Origin of the sequence: Pectobacterium aroidearum (genome assembly GCF_041228105.1) — a bacterium.
In the GTDB taxonomy this organism is placed as follows: Bacteria; Pseudomonadota; Gammaproteobacteria; order Enterobacterales; family Enterobacteriaceae; genus Pectobacterium; species Pectobacterium aroidearum.
In genome coordinates this window covers 1865483-1886476 of record NZ_CP166097.1, presented here as the reverse complement: position 1 = coordinate 1886476, position 20994 = coordinate 1865483, and the positions used below count along the sequence as shown (strand labels likewise).

At 39.4% G+C, this 20994-nt stretch carries 23 protein-coding genes and 1 pseudogene; 14 read left to right on the top strand and 10 right to left on the bottom strand.

Translation table 11 applies throughout. The features are described 5' to 3' along the window. Positions 1-32: 32 nt before the first annotated feature. The gene (locus AB8809_RS08640; RefSeq protein WP_349856164.1) at positions 33-551 is read left to right on the top strand and encodes a hypothetical protein; all 519 of its coding nucleotides are present in this window, start codon (positions 33-35) and stop codon (positions 549-551) included. Positions 552-707: 156 nt separating this feature from the next. Here AB8809_RS08640 and AB8809_RS08635 read toward each other — a convergent pair whose 3' ends face one another. Continuing rightward, positions 708-887 carry a hypothetical protein gene (locus tag AB8809_RS08635; protein ID WP_349856165.1) on the bottom strand — a complete coding sequence of 60 codons (180 nt, stop codon included), beginning with the start codon at positions 885-887 and terminating at the stop codon, positions 708-710. A 305-nt stretch (positions 888-1192) separates the two neighbouring features. On the opposite strand from AB8809_RS08635, the gene AB8809_RS08630 reads away from it, so the two are divergent. From AB8809_RS08630 to AB8809_RS08600, 7 genes are all read left to right on the top strand, one after another. Further along, positions 1193-1570, top strand: a complete 378-nt coding sequence (locus AB8809_RS08630) for a hypothetical protein (protein WP_349856166.1) — start codon at positions 1193-1195, stop codon at positions 1568-1570. Next, a complete protein-coding gene (locus AB8809_RS08625; protein WP_349856167.1) occupies positions 1539-2936 on the top strand; it encodes a relaxase/mobilization nuclease domain-containing protein in 1398 nt (465 codons plus the stop codon). The genes AB8809_RS08630 and AB8809_RS08625 overlap by 32 nt, the downstream gene beginning before the upstream one ends. 318 nt (positions 2937-3254) lie before the next feature. Next, on the top strand, positions 3255-4058 hold the full coding sequence (locus AB8809_RS08620; RefSeq protein WP_349856168.1) for a hypothetical protein: 804 nt from the start codon (positions 3255-3257) through the stop codon (positions 4056-4058). 28 nt (positions 4059-4086) lie between these two features. Continuing rightward, positions 4087-4464: a hypothetical protein gene (locus AB8809_RS08615; RefSeq protein WP_349856169.1), complete on the top strand. Its 378-nt coding sequence runs from the start codon at positions 4087-4089 to the stop codon at positions 4462-4464. 26 nt (positions 4465-4490) lie between these two features. Continuing rightward, on the top strand, positions 4491-4823 hold the full coding sequence (locus tag AB8809_RS08610; protein WP_349856170.1) for a hypothetical protein: 333 nt from the start codon (positions 4491-4493) through the stop codon (positions 4821-4823). A gap of 478 nt (positions 4824-5301) precedes the next feature. Beyond that, positions 5302-5823 carry a hypothetical protein gene (locus tag AB8809_RS08605; RefSeq protein WP_349856171.1) on the top strand — a complete coding sequence of 174 codons (522 nt, stop codon included), beginning with the start codon at positions 5302-5304 and terminating at the stop codon, positions 5821-5823. 769 nt (positions 5824-6592) lie between these two features. Continuing rightward, complete coding sequence (locus AB8809_RS08600; protein ID WP_349856172.1) at positions 6593-7663, top strand: hypothetical protein; 1071 nt, start codon at positions 6593-6595, stop codon at positions 7661-7663. Positions 7664-8398: 735 nt separating this feature from the next. Here the strand turns inward: AB8809_RS08600 and AB8809_RS08595 are convergent. The 7 genes and pseudogenes from AB8809_RS08595 to AB8809_RS08565 all read right to left on the bottom strand — a co-directional run bounded on the left by AB8809_RS08595 (position 8399) and on the right by AB8809_RS08565 (position 15163). Further along, the gene (locus AB8809_RS08595; protein WP_349856173.1) at positions 8399-8809 is read right to left on the bottom strand and encodes a hypothetical protein; all 411 of its coding nucleotides are present in this window, start codon (positions 8807-8809) and stop codon (positions 8399-8401) included. Between the two features lie 104 nt (positions 8810-8913). After that, the gene (locus tag AB8809_RS08590) at positions 8914-9312 is read right to left on the bottom strand and encodes a hypothetical protein (RefSeq protein WP_349856174.1); all 399 of its coding nucleotides are present in this window, start codon (positions 9310-9312) and stop codon (positions 8914-8916) included. Further along, positions 9313-10944 carry a DNA-binding protein gene (locus tag AB8809_RS08585; protein WP_349856175.1) on the bottom strand — a complete coding sequence of 544 codons (1632 nt, stop codon included), beginning with the start codon at positions 10942-10944 and terminating at the stop codon, positions 9313-9315. Beyond that, a complete protein-coding gene (locus AB8809_RS08580; RefSeq protein ID WP_349856176.1) occupies positions 10944-12254 on the bottom strand; it encodes a tyrosine-type recombinase/integrase in 1311 nt (436 codons plus the stop codon). The genes AB8809_RS08585 and AB8809_RS08580 overlap by 1 nt, the downstream gene beginning before the upstream one ends. A 1-nt stretch (position 12255) precedes the next feature. Further along, positions 12256-13460 (bottom strand): annotated as a pseudogene (locus tag AB8809_RS08575) (site-specific integrase). Between the two features lie 551 nt (positions 13461-14011). Continuing rightward, positions 14012-14215, bottom strand: a complete 204-nt coding sequence (locus AB8809_RS08570) for an AlpA family transcriptional regulator (protein WP_226308989.1) — start codon at positions 14213-14215, stop codon at positions 14012-14014. 78 nt (positions 14216-14293) lie between these two features. Further along, positions 14294-15163, bottom strand: a complete 870-nt coding sequence (locus AB8809_RS08565; RefSeq protein ID WP_349856177.1) for a DUF6387 family protein — start codon at positions 15161-15163, stop codon at positions 14294-14296. Between the two features lie 413 nt (positions 15164-15576). On the opposite strand from AB8809_RS08565, the gene AB8809_RS08560 reads away from it, so the two are divergent. Continuing rightward, entirely contained in the window at positions 15577-16848 is a 1272-nt protein-coding gene (locus tag AB8809_RS08560) for an integrase arm-type DNA-binding domain-containing protein (RefSeq protein ID WP_349856178.1), read from the top strand. Positions 16849-16982: 134 nt separating this feature from the next. Here the strand turns inward: AB8809_RS08560 and AB8809_RS08555 are convergent, their stop codons facing one another. Beyond that, positions 16983-17297, bottom strand: a complete 315-nt coding sequence (locus AB8809_RS08555; RefSeq protein ID WP_039551213.1) for a helix-turn-helix domain-containing protein — start codon at positions 17295-17297, stop codon at positions 16983-16985. A gap of 184 nt (positions 17298-17481) precedes the next feature. Then, positions 17482-17796, bottom strand: coding sequence for a helix-turn-helix transcriptional regulator (locus AB8809_RS08550; RefSeq protein WP_349856179.1), 315 nt, complete (start codon positions 17794-17796; stop codon positions 17482-17484). Between the two features lie 146 nt (positions 17797-17942). Here AB8809_RS08550 and AB8809_RS08545 point away from each other — a divergent pair, with 146 nt between their 5' ends. The 5 genes from AB8809_RS08545 to AB8809_RS08525 all read left to right on the top strand — a co-directional run bounded on the left by AB8809_RS08545 (position 17943) and on the right by AB8809_RS08525 (position 20693). After that, positions 17943-18215: a helix-turn-helix transcriptional regulator gene (locus tag AB8809_RS08545; RefSeq protein WP_014699383.1), complete on the top strand. Its 273-nt coding sequence runs from the start codon at positions 17943-17945 to the stop codon at positions 18213-18215. A gap of 415 nt (positions 18216-18630) precedes the next feature. Beyond that, entirely contained in the window at positions 18631-19545 is a 915-nt protein-coding gene (locus AB8809_RS08540) for a hypothetical protein (RefSeq protein ID WP_349856180.1), read from the top strand. 153 nt (positions 19546-19698) lie between these two features. Next, positions 19699-19893: an AlpA family transcriptional regulator gene (locus tag AB8809_RS08535; RefSeq protein ID WP_039508997.1), complete on the top strand. Its 195-nt coding sequence runs from the start codon at positions 19699-19701 to the stop codon at positions 19891-19893. 16 nt (positions 19894-19909) lie between these two features. Further along, positions 19910-20494, top strand: coding sequence for a DUF2857 domain-containing protein (locus tag AB8809_RS08530; protein ID WP_349856181.1), 585 nt, complete (start codon positions 19910-19912; stop codon positions 20492-20494). Then, positions 20484-20693, top strand: a complete 210-nt coding sequence (locus tag AB8809_RS08525) for a TraR/DksA family transcriptional regulator (RefSeq protein ID WP_349856182.1) — start codon at positions 20484-20486, stop codon at positions 20691-20693. The genes AB8809_RS08530 and AB8809_RS08525 overlap by 11 nt, the downstream gene beginning before the upstream one ends. The last annotated feature ends 301 nt before the right edge of the window (positions 20694-20994 follow it).

Here is a 20994-nt window from a genome sequence, read left to right as displayed (position 1 = left end):
ACTAATTACAAAAAACCAAAATGGAGTTAAATGTGAGAAACAAACCTTTTATTAGTAAAATGATATCCCTGATCGTTGTTTTTGCATGTTTTTTATTTCTTTACATATATGGTGAAAGTCATAACTGGGCCCTTACGTTAATACTATTTCTAATTCCTTTAGTATGTGGAATAATTGTATCCTTCTTCTCAGAAAAGAGATATCATGAGTTATTTAAAAAGTCAGCCGAGTCATTATTAGCGTTATTTTCCATAATAAGTTTTGGGTATTATATATTTAGCATATCACATAAAAACCCCACTCTTTCTTTTTCTGATATATTTTCCAGTTTATTGGGATACCTATTCCTTACAATAATAAGCTTATCTGGAGTAATAAAACTATGTATTGGCCTGAAAGAACTTTTAAATGAATATTTTGCGCTTAGAGAACCAACTATCCAAGCCCCTATCGATTGTGAAATAATAAAACAAAACGAAAGTACAAACATATGTATAAAGTCAACAAATAATAATGATATATATGTTTTAATCGAGAAAGAAAAAAAATAGAAATATCGATAAAAAAATAAAATTCCTAAATAGCTTTGCATAATAGCGCTATACTTGCTGAAGGCAGCCCCACCAGTACTGGCCTTGCATGATGAGAAATGAAGCATCAATGTGCGAAGTTATTTAGTAGCTATCACTCCTTAATTGCTGTGATAGCTAATTTCTCCTATAAGGAAGTGACCATATAAGCATTGATAAATAAACTGCCGGTGTCATAAAAATAATAAAACATGCCATATTACCTAAAAATCCAGACGCAATAGCTTCATTAGCTCCTCCTTTTTCATATATATAAAAACCAAGGAATATATCCAGAACGCCAAGCATTAAAGCCATTATAATCATCTTAATATAATCTCACTTATTTAAATTTATTTAACCCATGATATGTACATACCACATAAAAAATTAAAATCAAATATTTTTTGAAAAAAATACAACATAATTAAGCAAGGGCTAACTCTACGAAGCGCTACGCTGCTTCTTCGAGTTCTCCCTTGTTTTTTCGCCCTTCGGTTGAAAAAAATTAAAAGAAAAATCAATACCATACGGATTGACATTGTTGGCTTCTGTCATATAAGTAAGTCTAAGCATAATCGGAATATGCTTTTATTTAAGAGATTATATGAAAAGGAGTTCATATGAGCACTGGTAATACTTTTAATAATATCCTTCGCTGCCATTGCGTCAGTGTTAGGTTTAATGATGAAGAGTTGTCGCTTCTGAATGAAAGGCGTGGCAGTCATCGCAAAGGTGAATGGTTGCGTATGGCATTCCTGCATAACCTTCCCCCGGTTATTCCCCCGATTAATCTCGAAGCATGGAAAACCCTTGGTGAGATTTCACAGAAGCTGAACAGGCTGGTCGCCCATCTGGATAACAAGGGTAATGACAGCCCACTCTCACAAACTGAAATCTTTGCCGTGAAACGCCAGATCGCAGAGCTTCGCCAGCACTTAATTGCAGATAATTTGTGGAGTGCTTCCCATGAAGGGAATGCAGAAGATCAGGCGGGGTAAAAACTTCGCTGGTGTCGTTCTTTACGCATTAAGACCAGGTTCTCATCATAAAAGAGATCCGGTAGTAATTGGTGGAAACATGATGGGGGATATAGCCGGTGATCTGATCGCTGAATTTAATACCACAAAAACGCTTCGCCCGGATGTGGTCAAACCCGTATGGCATAATTCGCTTCGCTTACCGAAGAATGAAGCGCTGACAGATGCTCAGTGGTCAAAAATCGCTGATGATTACATGGCACGTATGGGCTTCTCTGAAACGCATCTGAGATGCTATGTGTTACATGATGATGTTGACGGCCAACACATCCACATTATTGCCAGTCGTATCGACCTGAATGCCGGGAAACTCTACCTTGGCAAAAATGAAAATCTCATCAGCACTCGCATCATCCAGCAGCTCGAACGAGACTATTCACTGACAAGAACCAAAGGAGCGGAATTGGTAATATCACCATCCCCAGCTTCGCCCTACCCTCCTTCGCTATCTAGAAAATCCCCGACAAAAAAACCTATGGGCGCAATACCAAAACCTAAAAGGCTGTCGCGTAACGAAGCGATGATGGAGAAGTATAAAGGAGAGCCATCACCCAAAACACTCATCCAGGAAGCTCTGGAAGCGTTACTTGCCGGTAAACCATCTACCACTGAGTTCGTGACACAGCTTGTGGCACGAAACATAACGGTAGTCCCGAATATCGCTTCTACCGGAAAGATGAATGGGTTTTCATTCGAATACCAAGGGATTGCTTTCAAAGCTTCGCAGCTTGGCAAAGGCTATTCCTGGTCTACCTTACAAAACAGGCTCGACTACCAGCCGGAACGCGACAATGCTTTCCTGCTTGCATTGAAAATGCCCTCAGTCAGTAAGGCATCGGTTAGCGAAGCTCTTGATATAACCATTGCTACAGATACCCCTAAAATCATCAAAGAAGACGTTAGCAGTCCCATCGAAGCGTTTATCTTCAATAATGAAGCTGGTCAGGGCGAATACGCTATCAATTATCCCAAAGCGCTTCTCCCTGATGCTGATGCTGATGCTGATGCTGATGCCAAAGAAGCGTATGCAATCGAAGCAGTAAAAGAAGATGGTGCCGGTGGTAAAGAAGCACATGCAACCGAAGCGGTAAAAGAAACTCACCGCAGAAAACCGATATCTATGGTGCTAACGGGCTTCAGATGGCTAGAAACCATCCCCTACCTCAACATCATCATTGGCATGTTAAAAAAACTGAAAATCCCGATACTCAAACGCCCAGATAAACACAACACCATTACTGGCGTGAAGATGATAGAAATTACGACAACACCAAAAACCACAACTGAAATCCCTTCAATCCACAGCAACCGCTCCCCCTCAATGTAGGGCTGACAAGGCTTCCGCAAGCCCTTCTTCATACAAAAAAGACAAGATTAACGATCGGTATAAACGATCTATATTTTATTTATGATAGCTTTCAGCTATCACAAGTAAACCATCGATCGTTATAAGCGATTTGCTTTGTTTAATCACAACTGTTCAAAATGTAACTTTGCGATATCTCATAATAGACTGATTTAACTGGTCTATTTACTTATTCAGCTAACGAAAAGGTTTCAAAATGACAAACCTCATCTCATGCGTAATCCCTCATTTCTTCATACATCGAATATGACTTTCACTTTCAGCTATTGAGGAATTTGTATGAGCCTTTTACTCATGAGACGTTTCTGGATCGGCGTATTGCTTCCTGTGATTATTGAATGGGTTTCTATGACAGGTGCTATCCGGTTGTGGTGGCTCTGGCTACCCGTCAGTGCTCCCCTGCTCATCTGGGCTCTTTTCGCTTACAGGAAGAGCCGGAAAGAAGAGGCTGATAGCAACGACTGGCGGCGTCAGCAATGGGACGCTAAAATCACCACCGAAAAATTTGAGTTTTGCGGTCAGGCATACACCTTTGAAGAAACATTCTCAGGCACGGTCATCAGCTACAACCCGAACAATGACACTATCTGGGTAAAAACAGATGACGGAGCCGAAACACAAATTTCCGCGCATGGTTTACCTTTCCGAAGCTCACACCGTATTAAAAAATACGCATTTCATTGCTACCATGAACATAATGCCTATACGTCATTTCATGATGCACTGATTGTTAATACAACCACCAAAGAGCGACAAATTAACCTCCCCAGAAGATGTTTTGTTGTATTTGGGCCAAGTACGATTACGCTGCTTCTTGGTCCCGGATTTCAATTTACTGCTGCAAGCTATAGTTCTGCTATGTCTGTCCCTAGTTTTTTCCCTGCTACTTTTATCATCCTTAACATTATTGCTACCGTTTCAATTCTCATTTTCGTATTCGATTTTGACAATATCGAATTATGGCACACCTATTTATTAGCAACGCTAGGCTGTCATATCTTGATAAGGTGGTTGAATGCCAGAATTGACAAATTTGAGATCGCGTTCAGTCATCTTGTTAGTTCATTCAAATTAAAAAATTAATTAATAATAAACCCCAAGGTATATATTAATGAAAAAAATTATCATCGCAGCATTGGTATCACTTTCTCTGGCCGGATGTTCATCCAGTGGCAACCAGTCATTAAAGAACGAAACGTATGAAAGTGTGAAAACTAAACTGGTCAAAGGAAAAACGACAAAACAGGATGTCTTAGCTTCGTTTGGTGAGCCTGATAACCGTATGGTGACAGACGGTGAAGACCGATGGGTTTACTCCATGTATAACAATCAGATGAAAGCAACCTCGTTTATCCCTATTGTTGGCGGGTTACTCACTGGCGGTCATGATATGCAAATGAAATCCCTCTTCATCACGTTTAAAGGTGAAAAGGTCAGCTCCTATGAATTCAATGCCGGTGCCAGCGAAACTAAAAACGGTGTCTTTTAAATTAAGCAATATTCAGAATGAGAGCCATGATGAATAAAAAATTATCTTTAGGTTTACTGGTGCTGTCATTTTTCCTTACCGGCTGCGACAGCGAACCGTCTGATGCTGACGTTTCAAAGGCCATGCAGTCTTTTACTGAAGAGATGAACAAAGGCGCACCATCTGAATCAGCGAGGGTAACCTTTAACTCCGCTAAGAAAATCGCCTGCAAAGAGAAAGACAGCGACGGGGGTTACAAATGCACGGTCGAATACAGTACAAAAATCCCGTTGTTTGGTAATACACACGACAGAACATCAACTCTGGAGCTAAAGTTCTTTCGATTTGAAGGCAAGTGGAAGGTTTCGCCCTCAAAATAATGAATATGCCATAAACCACATCAGGGAAAGCACCAGCCCGTAGCGTTAAAACTACGGGCTTTTTCATCACATCCAACCACCACTCTTCCTGACACAGCGATGGCACATAGCCAAACCTAATCTGACAGGCAGTTCAGTGCCAAGTATGGACATCACCAGCTCGGCCTGCTTCAGGGCAAATACAATCTGCTCTTCGGCGAATCATGACTTTTTCATCGGCACCACCTCAGCTATTGGAGATCAATATCATGGTGGAATTTTGTTTCTGAATTGAGCAGGATTTTGGATCAGGGCCATAACGTACAATAATTTTAGATATAAACCGGCCCTCCTCCTTAAAGAACGATCCTATTAATAACTCATAGTTATTAATGCATAGCTAATAAAAGTAATGATTTGAAAAAATTTTTGGTCCAGACACTTGTAATACCGATTAAAAGCCATATGTATGCTCTAGTTATAAAAAAGGACGAGAACGATGACTGAAAAAGATAATTTCTTCAAGAAGATTGAAGAGAGCGGGAAAGAAAAAAACGCGAAAATAGAAAATGTCAAAAGTGATATTTCAATTTTCCAAAATTCCATGTTGACGTTAGCTGGAGATATTAAGCGCTGGTTTCAGGGGACAGATGTTGTAGTCGAAACCATCATTTATCCTTTGCAGGATGACAGTATTTTAAGAATTTTCCCTGAGGGGGAAGACCTCCGCACTTATGACATTACCTGTTTAAAAATCCAACACGATAACAAAATTTTTATTATCATGCCTCTCTGTATCTACGCCGAGCGTGATTTTATTAGCAAAGAAGTCATTAAGGGGCAAGCTCTCTTGATTGAGATTCCTAAAGGCCCGACGCGATTCATGCTTTGTTCGAACGGGCAAGGCGTTTGGAAGATTCGTTCAGACAGAGCTCCAATTACTATGCATGACTCCTTGGTACATCCTTTGGAGCCATTTACGGAAGAGAAATTCTTCGAAGTGCTCCAGCAGTTCGTCTGATTGCTTCCACTTCTCGATTTTCCTTAAGCCGCCTGATGGGCGGTTTATTTATGGATGGTACGGCTTTGTTAAATAGATCGGGTTTCGATAAAACTGCCCCTCCCAGCCATTTTGTAAGTATCCCGGCAGAGTGGACCATTCTCTTTCAGAGATCTTCAAGCGAGCTGATTAGTTTACATTTAAAGCGAACTTCCGCTCCTCGCTCTTAGCAGACCTCGCAGCTCTTCATTAGGTCCGTTTCGTGACAGAAGCTGACATTCGGCATTGTGGTAAATACCTGATTATTAATTCTTTTACTAGGTAGGCGATGGTTTTTTGTTCATTCTGAAAGCGTTTTAGGCACGACGCGAGGAATGTAGCTTAGTTATTCTAAGTGAATGACGAGCAAACAAAGCCTAAAACGCTTTCAAAAGAACCGGCAGGGCAGTATTTGTCTGGCATTTCTACGGCGTTATACCTGTATATGGAGAATAACTACACACAGGCTCTGCCTTGCATAAATACCAGACAAATAGCTGAAAAATCCATCACCTCCTAGCACAAACCACTGGATAAATTCCCACATCTCCAGCTTGAGTAAATTCAATAACAACTAGCATACTGTCTGTATAAATTTTGCTGGACGCGAATTTACTGATTTCAGAAAAGCCTGTTGAAATAGATGTACATTAGCGTTAGTTTGGTATGAGTTAAATTCAGGAAAGAAGGTATAAAAATGTTCGACTTGCGGGCAGGCTGCCTTTGAAAATGGATTGTTATGGGGATTGAAATGGATCTATTCGAACTAAAAGTATCAGAAGAAAATTTACATCAAAATTTTAGAAATATTTTGGTGCCAGAAAGAGAGATAGAGCGTAGGTTATTTCAATCATGGGCTGATGGTTTTTTTGATCGAGATAAAAAGTTTGTAAAGGAATTTCAAACCACCTTTAATTCTAGTTTTTGGGAAATTTACTTGTTTAAGGTAATCAAAGATTTTGGATATTCGGTAGACTGGACTAATTCAGCTCCCGATTTTGATATTGCATCTCCATTTTCTAATTTTACTTTAGAAGCAACAACGGCTAATGCGGCAAATGGTAAACTAAATGAATGGGACAAAACATTTTCCCAAGAAGAGCTAAAGAAGCTCAATCGCTTCACTGAGCTCAACAAGGAAGCGATGATACGGTTGGCAAACTCATTCTTGAGCAAATCAAAAAAGTACATAAAGTCATACTCAAAGTTAGAACATGTGAAGAGTAAGCCCTTTGTACTTGCTATTGCTCCGTTTGAACAGCCACATTTTAACCTACAATATAATCGACCAATTAATGCAGTATTGTATAACCAGTATGTTGATGAGGATGTATATTTAGACAACCCCCAAAAATATCCAATAGGCCCGCCAACTGTAGAGCTTGATTTTATTGAAAAAGATAATGGTTCTGAAGTGCCACTAGGATTTTTCTCTACGAATGAATTCGAACATATAAGTGCTGTTATTTTTTCTTGTACAGCTTCATGGGGAAAGCTCAGCGCAATGAGTCTAGATTTTGGCTCAAATGTTGAAGTTCGTTCTGTTTGGTCGAGCTCAAAAGATGGTGTTCCCTCCCAAAGAGTCTTATTTAGTCAAGAGCACTCCGAAACAGTGGTTGATGGTTTACAGGTTTATCATAACCCTTATGCTTTGAATCGATTGCCGTATAAAGTTTTTGATAAAAAGGGGGTTGTTCAAACATATTTTGATCCCCAAACAAAAGACATTACCCGACATGGGCTTGAACATGCGTTGTATTTTAGGCAGGTTATGCGTCTGACGCCCAAAAAAACCTATAACAAAGTGGCTAATTGCACTTAAAACACCATCGATGTGCAAGCACGACTTACTACTCGTTGCAAATTCACTGCACAACATGCAAGTTTTAGGATGATTGAAACTTCAAGGAGTTAAAATGCTTATAGCAAGAATCCCGGAGGATATTTTGTTGTCGCTGAATGTTTTATTTCGAATAAATAAGGGGGAATGCTTTTCAAATAGTGGTATGGCCACAATTTGCAATTTGGGTGAGTATGAGTACTCTAAAAAAATAAAAAACCATCAGCTCTTGATTCGATATGCACTTGGCTTTTTAAGCCCTCCAGGTCACGACACAGTCCCTCATGCATGGCTAATTTGTACCAAAGATAATAAGACCACTTTCTATTGGGATCCTACTCTCCAAGTGCATTCGCCACTATGGAACCAGAAAAGCCAAGAGTTCAGATATGCAGCAAGGCACGTCCTAACCCCTGATGAACTACGAAACTGGTTTCGTAATAAATATCCTGATAGGAAGTTGACTATTGATGGCATACCTGATGGAAACACTAGATTTCCCATAATCAATCAAACAGGACTTATTGAGTGAGCGCACAGCCTAACAAGCGCTACTACATCGCGCCTATGGCGTTGGACTGCCTGTGTAGCGAACGTTAATGTCCGCATTTCGCTGTGTTCTGCCTACAAAACCGATCAACTCAAGTCCGAGCTAATACACATAAATAGCATCAAGGGATGCATGAGCCCGTAGTTTCAACGCTACGGGCTTTTTCATCACATCCTACAACTACTCTTCCTGCCGCTCGTTGAAGCCCTTATCAACTTGTTCGCGTCATACTTCTTTTTCTCATGAACGTAAATTCTTTCAGTTCTTCCACCATTATCGATAATGAAACTGATGATGGCGTGGAAGACTTTATTCAGCCGGGGTTTATCAATCAAATCATCACTGATTTTTTCGATATGGCTATAGTAAGAGAGAAGTAAAAAACTTAGCACCACTTCTCGGTTTGAAAACGTAAGGTTTTCTATGTCTTGCTGGTATTTAATGTAAAACCCTGCACAAAAAAGATAAGACTGCTCGGTGATTTCTGCTTCTGAAAAACCAGATTCATTGATCTTATCAACGAATCTGTCCAGCAACAGCAGATACCTTTCCATCAAACTCATATTTATTTTTTTCATAACTATGCATCCTTGCATTTACATTATTATCAATTGTCATCCTGACAACTAAACAAATATCATAATATTTAACCATGTCAATAGCTAAAACCTATCGATTTATATTAAAAGAACTTTTCAGGTAAAGGATTATTGAGTTCTTCTGGTGTTATTTTTTTAAGATGCGCATTGTATATCCATACACTAAACCGCTCTAAATATAGAGTATTCATTGCCTTCAAAGCTTCATTCTCTGCTTCAAGCCTTTGAATTCTTTGGGATGCGACTTTTAAATTAGCAGGCTTCACACTGTGGACTTCACCAGTCTTGATAATGGTTTTTTTTACATTGAAGCTTTCCGCGATCCTTGCATGACTACTTAAAGATTGTCTCGATGGTCTTTTTCCAATGACTTCGATTAACTTGTCACATAAAGTATCCCAGGTTAGTTTGTTATCGGTGGGCCATGTGTTAATTAAATCTACTATCTTCTTTTCATGGAAACCATTTATATGCTTAGCCATTTACTCTCCTTTTATTATTTTATTTTGAAATTCATACCATCTCTCAGCATTTATATTTCCATCATTTTTATCATAACGTGTTCTTTCTATAATTTTATTCTGTATTTTAGATAAGTCCTCATTGTCCATACCAGACTCCTTAAAAGGGTAAAATCCACAAGGCTCAAATGCATATGAATGCTTACAACACCCATGCTTAGTAATGAGAATGGCACCACTACTCAATGAATCGAAATAATTTAGATCAACAACAGGTATTCGTTTTATTCTATGATCGTTAATAAATACTGATGATCCCCCCTCTCTTATCAATTTAGACATTTGAAGATGCGACCTGTGATCATAAGACACATTTTGTGAAATAAGCTTTCTTCCAGACCAACGGGCAATGCTAAATTCATCCATACCATTTATTTGAGAAAATGTGTTGAGAAGATGTCTCAACTGATGTGTTCTTAATAAATAGGGGCTACCATCTTCATTAAAATAGCCATGCCTTTTAAAGATATTAAACTCGCCTTTGATATACTTTGAATCAATAATATCTAATATAAAAAACTGAGTTGTAGGTCTGAATAATTTGTCTGACCTGACGGTCTTGTTTTTACATAACTGCCCTTCATTTAACAAACATAGTGCATTTGAATATTTGATATTCTTCTCTGCATCATACCAAGGGAAGTCTTCCGGTATATTCTTTTTGAGTGTATTTCCCAACGAATCAGAGTGATTATCTTCAAATTTGCTTGCCAAAAATCTTGCCTCATTGGATAACTGTTTTAATCTACTAATAGCTTTTTTAGCTACAGGTATCATTACAGTAGGTATCCATTTTATATCTCCCCCATATCCCTTTGCTGAAAAGAATCTCAAACCGTATCGTTGAATACCCTTACTATCATTTTCGGTGATTTCACAATCCGCTGGTAAACCTAAAATTTCTGAGATCCGGCCTGGCGCACACATGAGTAAAGCGAGGACAGAAGTAGTAAATATATCCCTCAGAGATAATTGTTTATCATCCTTTGAAAAAATCTCCGCAATGGCTATAACTGACTTGATATCAGGCAATTTTGGATGCGCTTCCAGTGAATAATCATAACCACTCCAGGTTTGAGTGATCTTATGCTTTAATGGATTTACCCAAAATAAGTAAGATGAGTTAGTCATCCTATTTTCATTTAGGAACGCACTTAATTTCTCAATCTCCTTTCCGACACCAAATGCATGTGATCTTGAATACTTTTTAAAGGCCAATTTTACACATTCATCAAAAACTAAATTATCGCAATTAATTATATTGGCTTGTGCATGTGATTTTAATAAAACAAATTCAACAATTTTCAACATTGATAATGTTATGGGTTTCAATTTTGCTTTATTGAACGAGTGAACATACAACATATATGCTTTTGCAAAATCAATAAAGCAGGCATCTAAAGGCTCTTGGCTGTTTAAGTTGTTTTCCATGTTAAACTTATTAAATCTGTAAGATCTTTTCCATACGTTGCTTGCCCATGAACTTACTAACTTGCTATTAAAAATAGTTGTCTTGAAAAATTCGATGAATTTAATGATATTTTCACCTGGATTATTTGTATTGATTGGTTCAAATATTAAAACATTGTTCATTATGCACTCCACGGGTTAAAATTTTTGCAGGTTAAACATTTAATTCCATCATTCTTATCGTCAGTTAGCCCGTAAGAACTCAAAATATAATTAATGAAAGATTTTTTGCTTTCTACGCTTTCTTCTCCCATAAATATCTTAGCTAGGGGAGCAAAAAATGAATGCAGTCTGTTGTCGATATCAGGAACATTGTCAGGACTGTTTTTTATATATATTCCAGATGAGTTTATTGATTTATGATCTAATGCTTTAGCAATGACCTCAATCGATGCACCTTCATTAGCCATACGACTCCCTAATGTATACCTGAACCTTCTGGCATTGAGTTCTAAATAGCAGTTAGTCCTTTCTGAAAGGACATTAAATTCAACAGGAAACCTTTTTAATTTTCTTGAGATAAATGAATTCTTCATGTGAAGATAATCCATCGTCAAGTAAGATGAAAAACTTGCAATAGTTTTTATTTCAACCATCTTTTCAAAATCCATAAAAATGGGTAACTCTTTTTTTAGATGACTAATATCAACACCAAATTTATCTTCAGCAAAAGCCTGATTTTCATTAATCAGTATCAATAAATTTTCATACAACACACTATCTATCATTATCATATTGAATTCTTTCCTGAAATCTTTTCCCTGCTTGACTCTTGGTATATTAAGAAAATACCCTTCTTCTTTTTGAATGAGATCTTTAGCTTTAAGAGAGGTTAACTGTAATGGTCTTCTTCCTGTTTTTACCAACAACATAATATAGCAATATAAATAGCTATCAATTTTCTTCTCCTGGTAAAGCTTGCTAACACTTACAAGGATGGTATTGAGTTCAGTTTCAGTTAATGGACCTCTATTTGGATCTCGTCTTTTGACAGCTTCTCCAGTTTGGTTCGGCGTTATTTTTATTGTTTCCATCACTCTAAGAGCTGTTGTTTCTACCCCAGGATACTTGAATTTTTTCCATTTGATGATAAAAGACTTAATAGTGTTTAGTTTGTAGTTTTTATCTGGGCCTAAATAAAAATCAAACTGATATACTGCCTTATCATCAATCGTATTTATGCTCACTATCTCAAACCACTTATGGAACAGACTATTAATATTTTTAATATAACCTGGACTATATTCAGAAGCATAGTAAGCCAATGTCTTTAGGTAACCAAGCCTCATCAGTTCGGGCATCCTTTCTACCACTTTATGCGGGCATACACAGATTTCTTTGTCTAATTGCCATTTACGGTCTGAAAGTTTGAAACTATATCCAAACCTCTTGGCTAAAAACACCTCCTCATTTTCAATAAATTTTATTTTCACTTTAGCCTCCATTAATTATTCTGTTAATTGAATCGTAAACGCTTAGTAAAAAGTATTTTTCTTGTTGCGATATGTATTTGAAATTGTAATGATCAGGCATTGTTGAATCTTTCGCCCAACCCATAATATAACGCACTAAATGTTTCACTACGTTAGCTTCTAAATTAGATCCTTCAATTTCCTTTGAAAATATATAATTCCAGGAATGCCTTAATCTATGACCTGATAGGCGGGATAATTCTGGACTTGCTCCTTTCAAGGTTGATATTACTTTCTCATAAGCTGAAATACTTAAAGGTTCTCCAGCGCTTTTTCCAGTGCAGTGAGCCACTAATAAGAAATTATGTTTTTTCCTCTTAGCCATATTATCCCTGCTATCTTCTATGTAGCTGAAAATTTCACGGACTAAATTTTCGGACAATGGAATAACTCTCTCACCCGTTTTGACTAATGGCTGATAAGGTCTTCTATCTTCTTTTGAGTCATGTCTTCTTATAATACTCAGAGTGTTTTCTCTGAGATCAAAATCATCTATTTTAAGATTGAGTAATTCACCAGCTCTTAAACCTAAATTCAAAAGCAAGGAGAAGATAAGCCTGTTTCTTACCTGAACTTCCTTTTGAAAAGGATTTTTACCCCCCCAATTTCTAACAGACTGAAAAGTATTTTTATCTCCTCGTCACTTAAAGATTTATCATATCTATCATTCATATTTAATGAACGCTTTTTCGGAGTATGAGCTCTAATACTTTCAATAAAATCGTCTACTTCATTATTAGCATTAATTCCCATTCTGGAATGAACTAATCCACACAACCATTTAAGGTAATTTGAAAAAACATATATCCTATAACTAAAGGTCTTCTTAGCAAGAGGACTGCTATTCATCCGTTTTATATTTGTTATTTTCTGTTTGTCGAACCTTTGTTTTGCGTATCTTACCAGGTCATCTATTTCAGCAATACTGAGATATGTTCTAATCTTAATTCTTTCTATTATATCTATTTCTCTACTCTTTAAGAAATTACTGAAAATTAGTAGGTTAGTTGCAACTATCTCCATCGTTGATGCAGTAGCACTTTTATTCCTGATATTTGTGATAAGAAAAAGATTTTGATAGATAACTGGCAGTTTAGTTTCTTTATCAAGGATTAGGCATTCTCGCCCACCATTACTCATAATGAATTTTTTTATTTTATATCCCATAGCTCCCTCAAACTTTACATTTTAATATCGTCCTGACTTATCTAATATATCTACAAATTAAATAAGTCAACCTTTTACAAATAAATGGACTAATTCATTTATTTATTAATATCTTGAAGGAAATTATTTGACATAAAATAAACAGGTACGGCTAGTAAGAAAAAATAAAAAAGAAGAATTTAATTCCTTAATCAATAAGATGGAAATTAAAGATTTATTTCAAGCCGATGAAAATAGAAATAATATAGTTAATTATTTGTTTTATTTTAATCGAATAGAAATGTTTAATTTATTAAAAACTAAAAATGAAGAAATAATAAATAGCAATATAGATATATATAACAATACAAATTATTTGTTTGATAAAAATGCGAGTATAACCCGTAAGAATTCTGGGATATTTAGATGCATATATCCATACCGATCTCCCTTAGAAGTCTTTTAAATAAAGGACTTTTTGATAAAATGTAAAGTATTTTGTAAAGAATGCATCAATTCCCATAGGTAAACTTTACACTTTTATTAAAACATATCCTTTTCACTTAAATCACCTACCCTTTAAAAGATTTTCTCTTTTCGATAGCAGTCAATATCCATTCATCAATTTCATTTTCAACAAATGCAACAGCCCGGATACCGATTTTTACAGGTTGGGGGAAACGCTCTTCACTAATAAGACGATAGAGCCAGGCTTTTCCAAAGCCGGTTTTTCTCATTACTTCTGGGAAACGAATAAGGCGATTCTGGGTATTCATAGTCTCTCCTATTGGTTTTAGAAGAGACTATATGAAAAAATCAGAGAAACAAGCGAACTTCAGCACCTCCAGACTTCCCTAATTTTTCTCCTTATCTGCCTCCTTATCTGCGCGCTTCATGACCTCAGACACTTTTGTATCTCTCAAGTCGGGATTCTTGTTGAGAAAATGATGAAACTGAAGGATGAATGACTTACTGACTGTTTTAATCGCAAGGGGTTTGTCGGTATCCTTTATGCGACTACCCGTTCTTGTTTTATCTTCCTTATCAGTATCGCTGTGGAGCAGAGTGGAAAGGCGATCATCTGACACCCGGATATCATTGCGCTTTGCCCAGATAAGTATGTCAAGTATCGGGAGCAACCTGTAATTGATAATTTTCTTAATCGTTCCATAGCCAAAGCGAACAGAGTCTGATGGTTCTGGCTCAATCCCCCGGATTTTACGCCACTGAGGAAGCATGGCTTTCAGTGATTCAGTGATTTCTTCGTCTGTGCCACTGGTGAGGTCTATATCAATCATCACACTATGTTGACATAATTCCGGCATAGCCTCCGCAACCGGGATATTTGCGACTTTTTCATCAATCCAATACTCATCAAGGTTATGCTGACCAAACAGAGACTTCTTCATCCCGTAAATACAAAGATCGGCCAGCATTCCGGTTGTTGTTACAGAGAAGTATGGGGATAACGAAAGCCTGGCTTCTGTTTTAAGTCGGTTCATATGACTATCTGTAATGAGGAGTGGCTCCCCTCGGAAGATACTGGCTGCATAAGTTTCAACCAGAAAGCGTTCATAATCCCCATGATCAGGTTTAAAAAATAGCGCCCTCACCACTAGCTCATGATAAAGCCGCTCAAGGGATATGTTTTCAAACTGACGATAGGTATCAATATTTAGCCATTTTTCGATTTCTTTAATGCCTTTGTCTGACAAGTTTTTCATTATTGCCATCCAGTGTCTTTTGTTCTTCCGTCCAGAAAGGATAGTTGATTCAGGCTGACCCGCGATTTCTCAGTGCCAGTTACCCTCATCCCTGCCACAGCAACGAAAGTTAGCTTAGGTTCTTATTGACATTGGTTTCTAAAAACAGATAGTGTTATTGGTAGATTTGTTGGTAGAAGTTTTCCGACAAATCGGTTTTAACATGAAAAAACAACCAGATAGGTGCATGTTAAAGTCCAGTCAGAGGAGCCAAATTCTTGTTTTCATGCCGCTTTGCGAATCCCTATATGATTCAGATTCAATAAGTTAGCGTGAAAAGTCTTCCCGATGTATTTTCAGTTTACCCTCCGCATCGGGAGAATTTGGTGGTCAGATTTGGGGTCTTTCCGGTTCGATAATGGAGTGACCCGCATATGTCTCTTAACGACACTAAAATCCGCAACTTAAAACCACCTGTTACCCCCATAAAACTATCCGATTCACACGGCCTGTATCTTCACGTTAAACCTACTGGTTCGCGCCTCTGGTACTTCAGATACTATTTTTTTGGCAAAGAGACCCGCATAGCGCTGGGCGCTTATCCGTTAATCAGTCTGTCAGAAGCACGCCAGAAACGTGACGAACTCCGCAAACTGCTGGTGCAAAATATCAACCCTGCGCAGCAACGTGCCGCTGAAAAGGCAGCTCGTTCCCCTGCAAAAAGTTTTAAAACCGTGGCATTGAGCTGGCATAAGAGCAACAGAACCTGGTCAGAGAACCATGCCGCCCGTCTTCTCGCCAGCATGAATAACCATATTTTCCCGATCATTGGACACCAGCCAGTCACAGAACTGAAAACTCGCCACTTCATCGACCTACTGAGAGGGATTGAGAAAAAAGGTTTGCTGGAAGTGGCGGCACGAACCCGACAGCATATGTGCAACATCATGCGTCATGCCGTGCATCAGGAGTTGATAGAGCACAACCCGGCGGCAAATCTGGACGGCATTATTGCCCCTCCCGTTAAACGTCACTACCCTGCCCTTTCGCTGGAGCGGCTACCTGAACTACTGACTCGCATTGAGGACTACAAGCAAGGACGAGAATTAACCCGCTTGGCGGTCTCACTCACCCTGCACCTATTCATCCGTTCCAGCGAGTTGCGCTTTGCCCGTTGGTCTGAGATCGATTTCAGAAACAAAATCTGGACCATTCCGGCTACCCGTGAAGCTATCTCCGGTGTGCGTTATTCCGGGCGTGGTGCAAAAATGCGCACGCCGCATATCGTTCCCCTCTCCCGTCAGTCCATCACTATTCTGAAACAGATACGGGAAATATCCGGGCATCAGGAGCTGATATTCCCCGGTGACCATAATCCATATAAGCCAATGTGCGAAAACACCATCAACAAGGCGCTACGCTTGATGGGGTATGACACGAAAGATGAAATTTGCGGCCACGGATTCCGGGCAATGGCCTGTAGTGCGCTGATGGAATCTGGACTGTGGGCGCAGGATGCGGTTGAACGACAGATGAGCCATCAAGAACGCAATAGCGTTCGAGCGGCTTACATCCATAAAGCTGAATATCTCGATGCTCGTAAAGCGATGATGCAGTGGTGGTCAGATTATCTGGATACCAACCGGGAAGAATATGTTGCGCCATACATTTATGCTCAACAACATAAGACGGTCGGAACTGCCTGATCGATAACACTCTGGAAAGCAGATCCTGATAACAGGACCTGCTTTTCGGACTGCGAGAACGTTTTTCCCTCAGCATTTCACAAAAAATCGAGAAACGTCAGGAAATTGCTCAGGCCGGATACATGAATGAAGGTCTATTGCGGGGTAATCAACAACGTAGAATTAGGGTTACTTTTCTTATAACGATGGTATTGCAATATTAGCGTTGCGAGATCTTCATCGACAGCATAAAAGTAGGCTTCCGGCACATCCAGCACCGCCGCAAAACGGCAAACCAGACCAAAATCTGGTGAACTGACTTCCCTTTCATATTGGCTTACGCGGGAACTCGACGTCTCTTCATCCAGTCCAGCGAGACAACCGAGCTCGACCTGTTTTAATCCTGCATTCACTCGCGCCAGTCTTAATCGTTTACCAATCACGGAATTACCTGCTTCGCAGATTAACATAAGCCGATTATCGCCGTTCCCGCTATACCTCTCTTGAAGTGGTTCTTTACCCAGTAAATTTAAAATTTATTTTTGGTTGTTTTAAACTCAAAAATGAAGATTTAATTTATTGAGAGTAGGAATAATTAAATTTAGAAGGGTAAACGCACAGGAATTGAACACCAGACGCATTAGGGCACCAACCTTACTGAGGTGTGATGAGCAGCGTGGAGTTTGGGTTGGCTTTCTTGAAACGGTGATACTGTAAGATCAAGGTGGCGAGATCGTCATCGACGGCATAGAAATACGCTTCAGGAACATCCAGCACTGTAGCGAACCGAGAAACCAGCCCAAAATCTGGCGCACTGATTTCTCTTTCATATTGGCTCACACGAGAGCTTGCTGTTTCCTCATCCAGACCAGCTAGGCAACCGAGCTCTGCCTGCTTTAATCCCTTGTTCACTCGGGCTAGTCTTAATCGCTTACCAATCACGGCGTTATCCATGGTACTGATCAACATAGACTGATTATCACTTCTCTCAACAAGCCTTTCTTAAAGCATTTCTTTCCTAAATAAATTTTATCTTTATTTTTGGTTGTTTTTTCATCCATAATAAAGATATAGTTTACTAGAAGAAGTAAAGTTTTAATCCAAGAGGAGGAAGTATGAACATTGAACAACAGGAACAACGAATGGACTGGCATCCTGCCGATATCATTGCAGCCCTGCGCAAACGAAAGACGACGTTAGCAGCCGTATCACGTGAGGCGGGTCTTAGTTCATCAACGCTTGCAAATGCACTAAACCGGCCCTGGCCGAAAGGTGAACGACTAATCGCCGACGCACTGGGCATTCCGGCAAGTGAAATCTGGCCGAATCGTTATTTCGATTCACAAGGGCAACGCATTCCGCGAGAAATTCGTCATAAAAACAATTAGATCACTTGCTGGGCTTAATCGCCAACCATCAGGGAATAACATTCTGGTCTCCACTCGATTCAACCATTCCACATCATCAATTGGTTCGTTAATTACCTCGAACCAATTGATATGCCTGATTCAGTGTATGTCCCTTCTTTTTTGATACAGAGCTTTGACTGTGTTGATCTGAATAAAATCGGCATCGCGTGGAGTAAAAATCGACATGAGCGAGATAGCTCGTTTGGTGATGGCTTCCTAATTTAGACATTTTTTGTGACGGCCAGCGAAAAGCGATCAATAACATCATCGTTATCCCAACAACCCTTCACTAATCCTATTCCTCATTTTCAGAATCCTATCTATACGTCATGGCTGCATAAGGAAACGTTAGCCACCTATGCAATATATCATTTTCATATAAAGGAGATGAATCATGATAACGAAAAATAGGATATTTAATACCACGAGTGATGAATTTAGCTGGATTACGATACCAGAAGCCATAGTGATAGCGACTCAGGTAAGAAACTCACCGTTAACAGAAGCTGATATTTATCGCCATGCCTTATACGGAGATATCAACCTTTCGATCTACTTCCAATCTCCAATCATCTTACGAAGAATCAAAACATCAAATGCTAAGGCAAAGCTTAAGCCTATAGGCAATCATTTGATTAACCAGCTATGCATTCTCGAAAAAAACTGTTTAATCAATAACAGAAACTTAATCGTCACCACCGAGGGTAAATATACTTACCCCACTCAACAAGTGATTGATACAACGCTTGTCGGCTATGAATACGTTCTGGTTCAACGTTTATTAGCCAGATCTCTGGGTATTCCACAACCCGTAATCGGAGAAAATCACGTTAACTATGGTCTTACCGTCAATATCGGCGACGATCACTTTCAAATATTTGAGAAAATCAGGTATCGCGAAAGGATAAAACAGCAAACCATGAGACTTCCTAAAAATATTGCATCACATATTACTGAAAACATCCCATACCAGAAAACAAAGCAGTATAGCCAAAGAGAATATTTTCCGATTCACGATTTACCAAAGGACGCCTGTTTTGTCATCAAACATGCCGAACTTGAAAAATTAATTAGCATGCCTGCCAAAAATGATACTTCTCCTCCCTCCTCAACACGTATATCTACGCCGTTATCCAGATTGTTCTGGCTTGCCTGTAAAAACAATGAGTCTATCAGCCCATTAATCAGGCAACCCTATAAGCTTCTGTCCATCTTTGAACAGTGGGCCTCAGACGAAGGCATGACCGATCGATTCAGCGGCGATACGTTAAAAACGGCGCTTGAACGTGGTTCACCGACATCCGTTTAGGCTCCCAATTAAAATGACATTACACGCTTCAATCTAAAAACCCGTATTAAGGATTGTGGTGTCCTTAATACGGGCTCTTCAACTTTCACTCCTTTCCTCATTGTGTTTTTTTGTCATCTCCGGGCATATCCCATTTCTGCACTGGAGGTATTTATGACAGCTCATCAGTTATTACGTCTGAAACAAGTGGAAGTAAAAACCGGTCTGAAACGCTCGCAAATCTACCTGTACATGAAAGAAGGCACCTTTCCCTCCTCAATAAAGATTGGACCTGCCAGCGTAGCCTGGCTGGAATCTGAAATTGACGAATGGATTAACCTCAAATTAGCTAACCGCTTAACGCGCTGAAGGGAGATACAGCATTATGTTCCCCTCACTGAATTACGCGGTGTTAACAAACGCCCTTGCCGCACTCAAGGAAGGTAATTTTCGTTATTGTGAAACGTTAGGATTCACATTCGACGAATTGAATGCCCTCAATCAGCTATCCCTCGACGAACTGTTTATCGTCAGCAGGGCATCGGCACAGTTTATGTCGATCACTGTCCGCCACGACGCTCTACAACAAATCCTGACGCTGTCCCATCAGGAAGCGCAGCGCCAGCAGCAGATAAATCGGGCCATCAGATTGGGGGGATCTATTGCACTCCTTAATCATTTTTTTGGCCTCACCTCGAATGAAGTCTGCACTCGCCGCCGGTTGCTGGGTGTCACCATCCCTTATGGCCGAACGCCTATTCCAGATGAAATCGTTGATGTTGAAATCTGGCTGTCATGGCAAAAGAAACGCACTGAGAACCTTGATACACCTAATGCGTTGGAAGCAATGATGCAGGTTACTGAATCATTGTCTTCTCGCGAAAAAGGACTTTCCCTGACCGCCGTCTGGAACCGTATCACCCTTTGCGAGAAAGAAGCACTAAACAGGAGGACATCGCATGCCAGATGAGATCGATCGCGATCAAGAATTTAATGAGCAACGTCTGGAAGAGATGATTGAACAGAACCGTTTCAAGCCAGCAACTACACCCTCATTACATTACTGTCGTTTGTGCGGTGAACCCATCCCTGAGAAGCGGAGGAAAACCCTTCCGGGCGTGACAACCTGTACGGAATGCCAGACTATTCTTGAGAACCGTCAGCGCTGATAGCAGGATGACCTTCGCGCAGAGAAGTTATTCTCTCTGCGCGTTATTTATTATCTGAATAAGTAAGCCACGATGCTTATTTTAAGCAGTGAAATACTGAATAGGAACCGTCACTATTATTGCTTTTCTGCATTGTCTCAGATTTGATTTGGCAAGGTTCTGTATTACAACGATTAAACCTGACAGTCAGTAATGAGCGAAGATCGGGCACCAAAATAAATAGCCCGCTAAGAGCGAACAGCGGACATTGCTGGCAGCATTCTGTGTGAATCAAGAGGGACTAGGTCAATACCTCAATGTC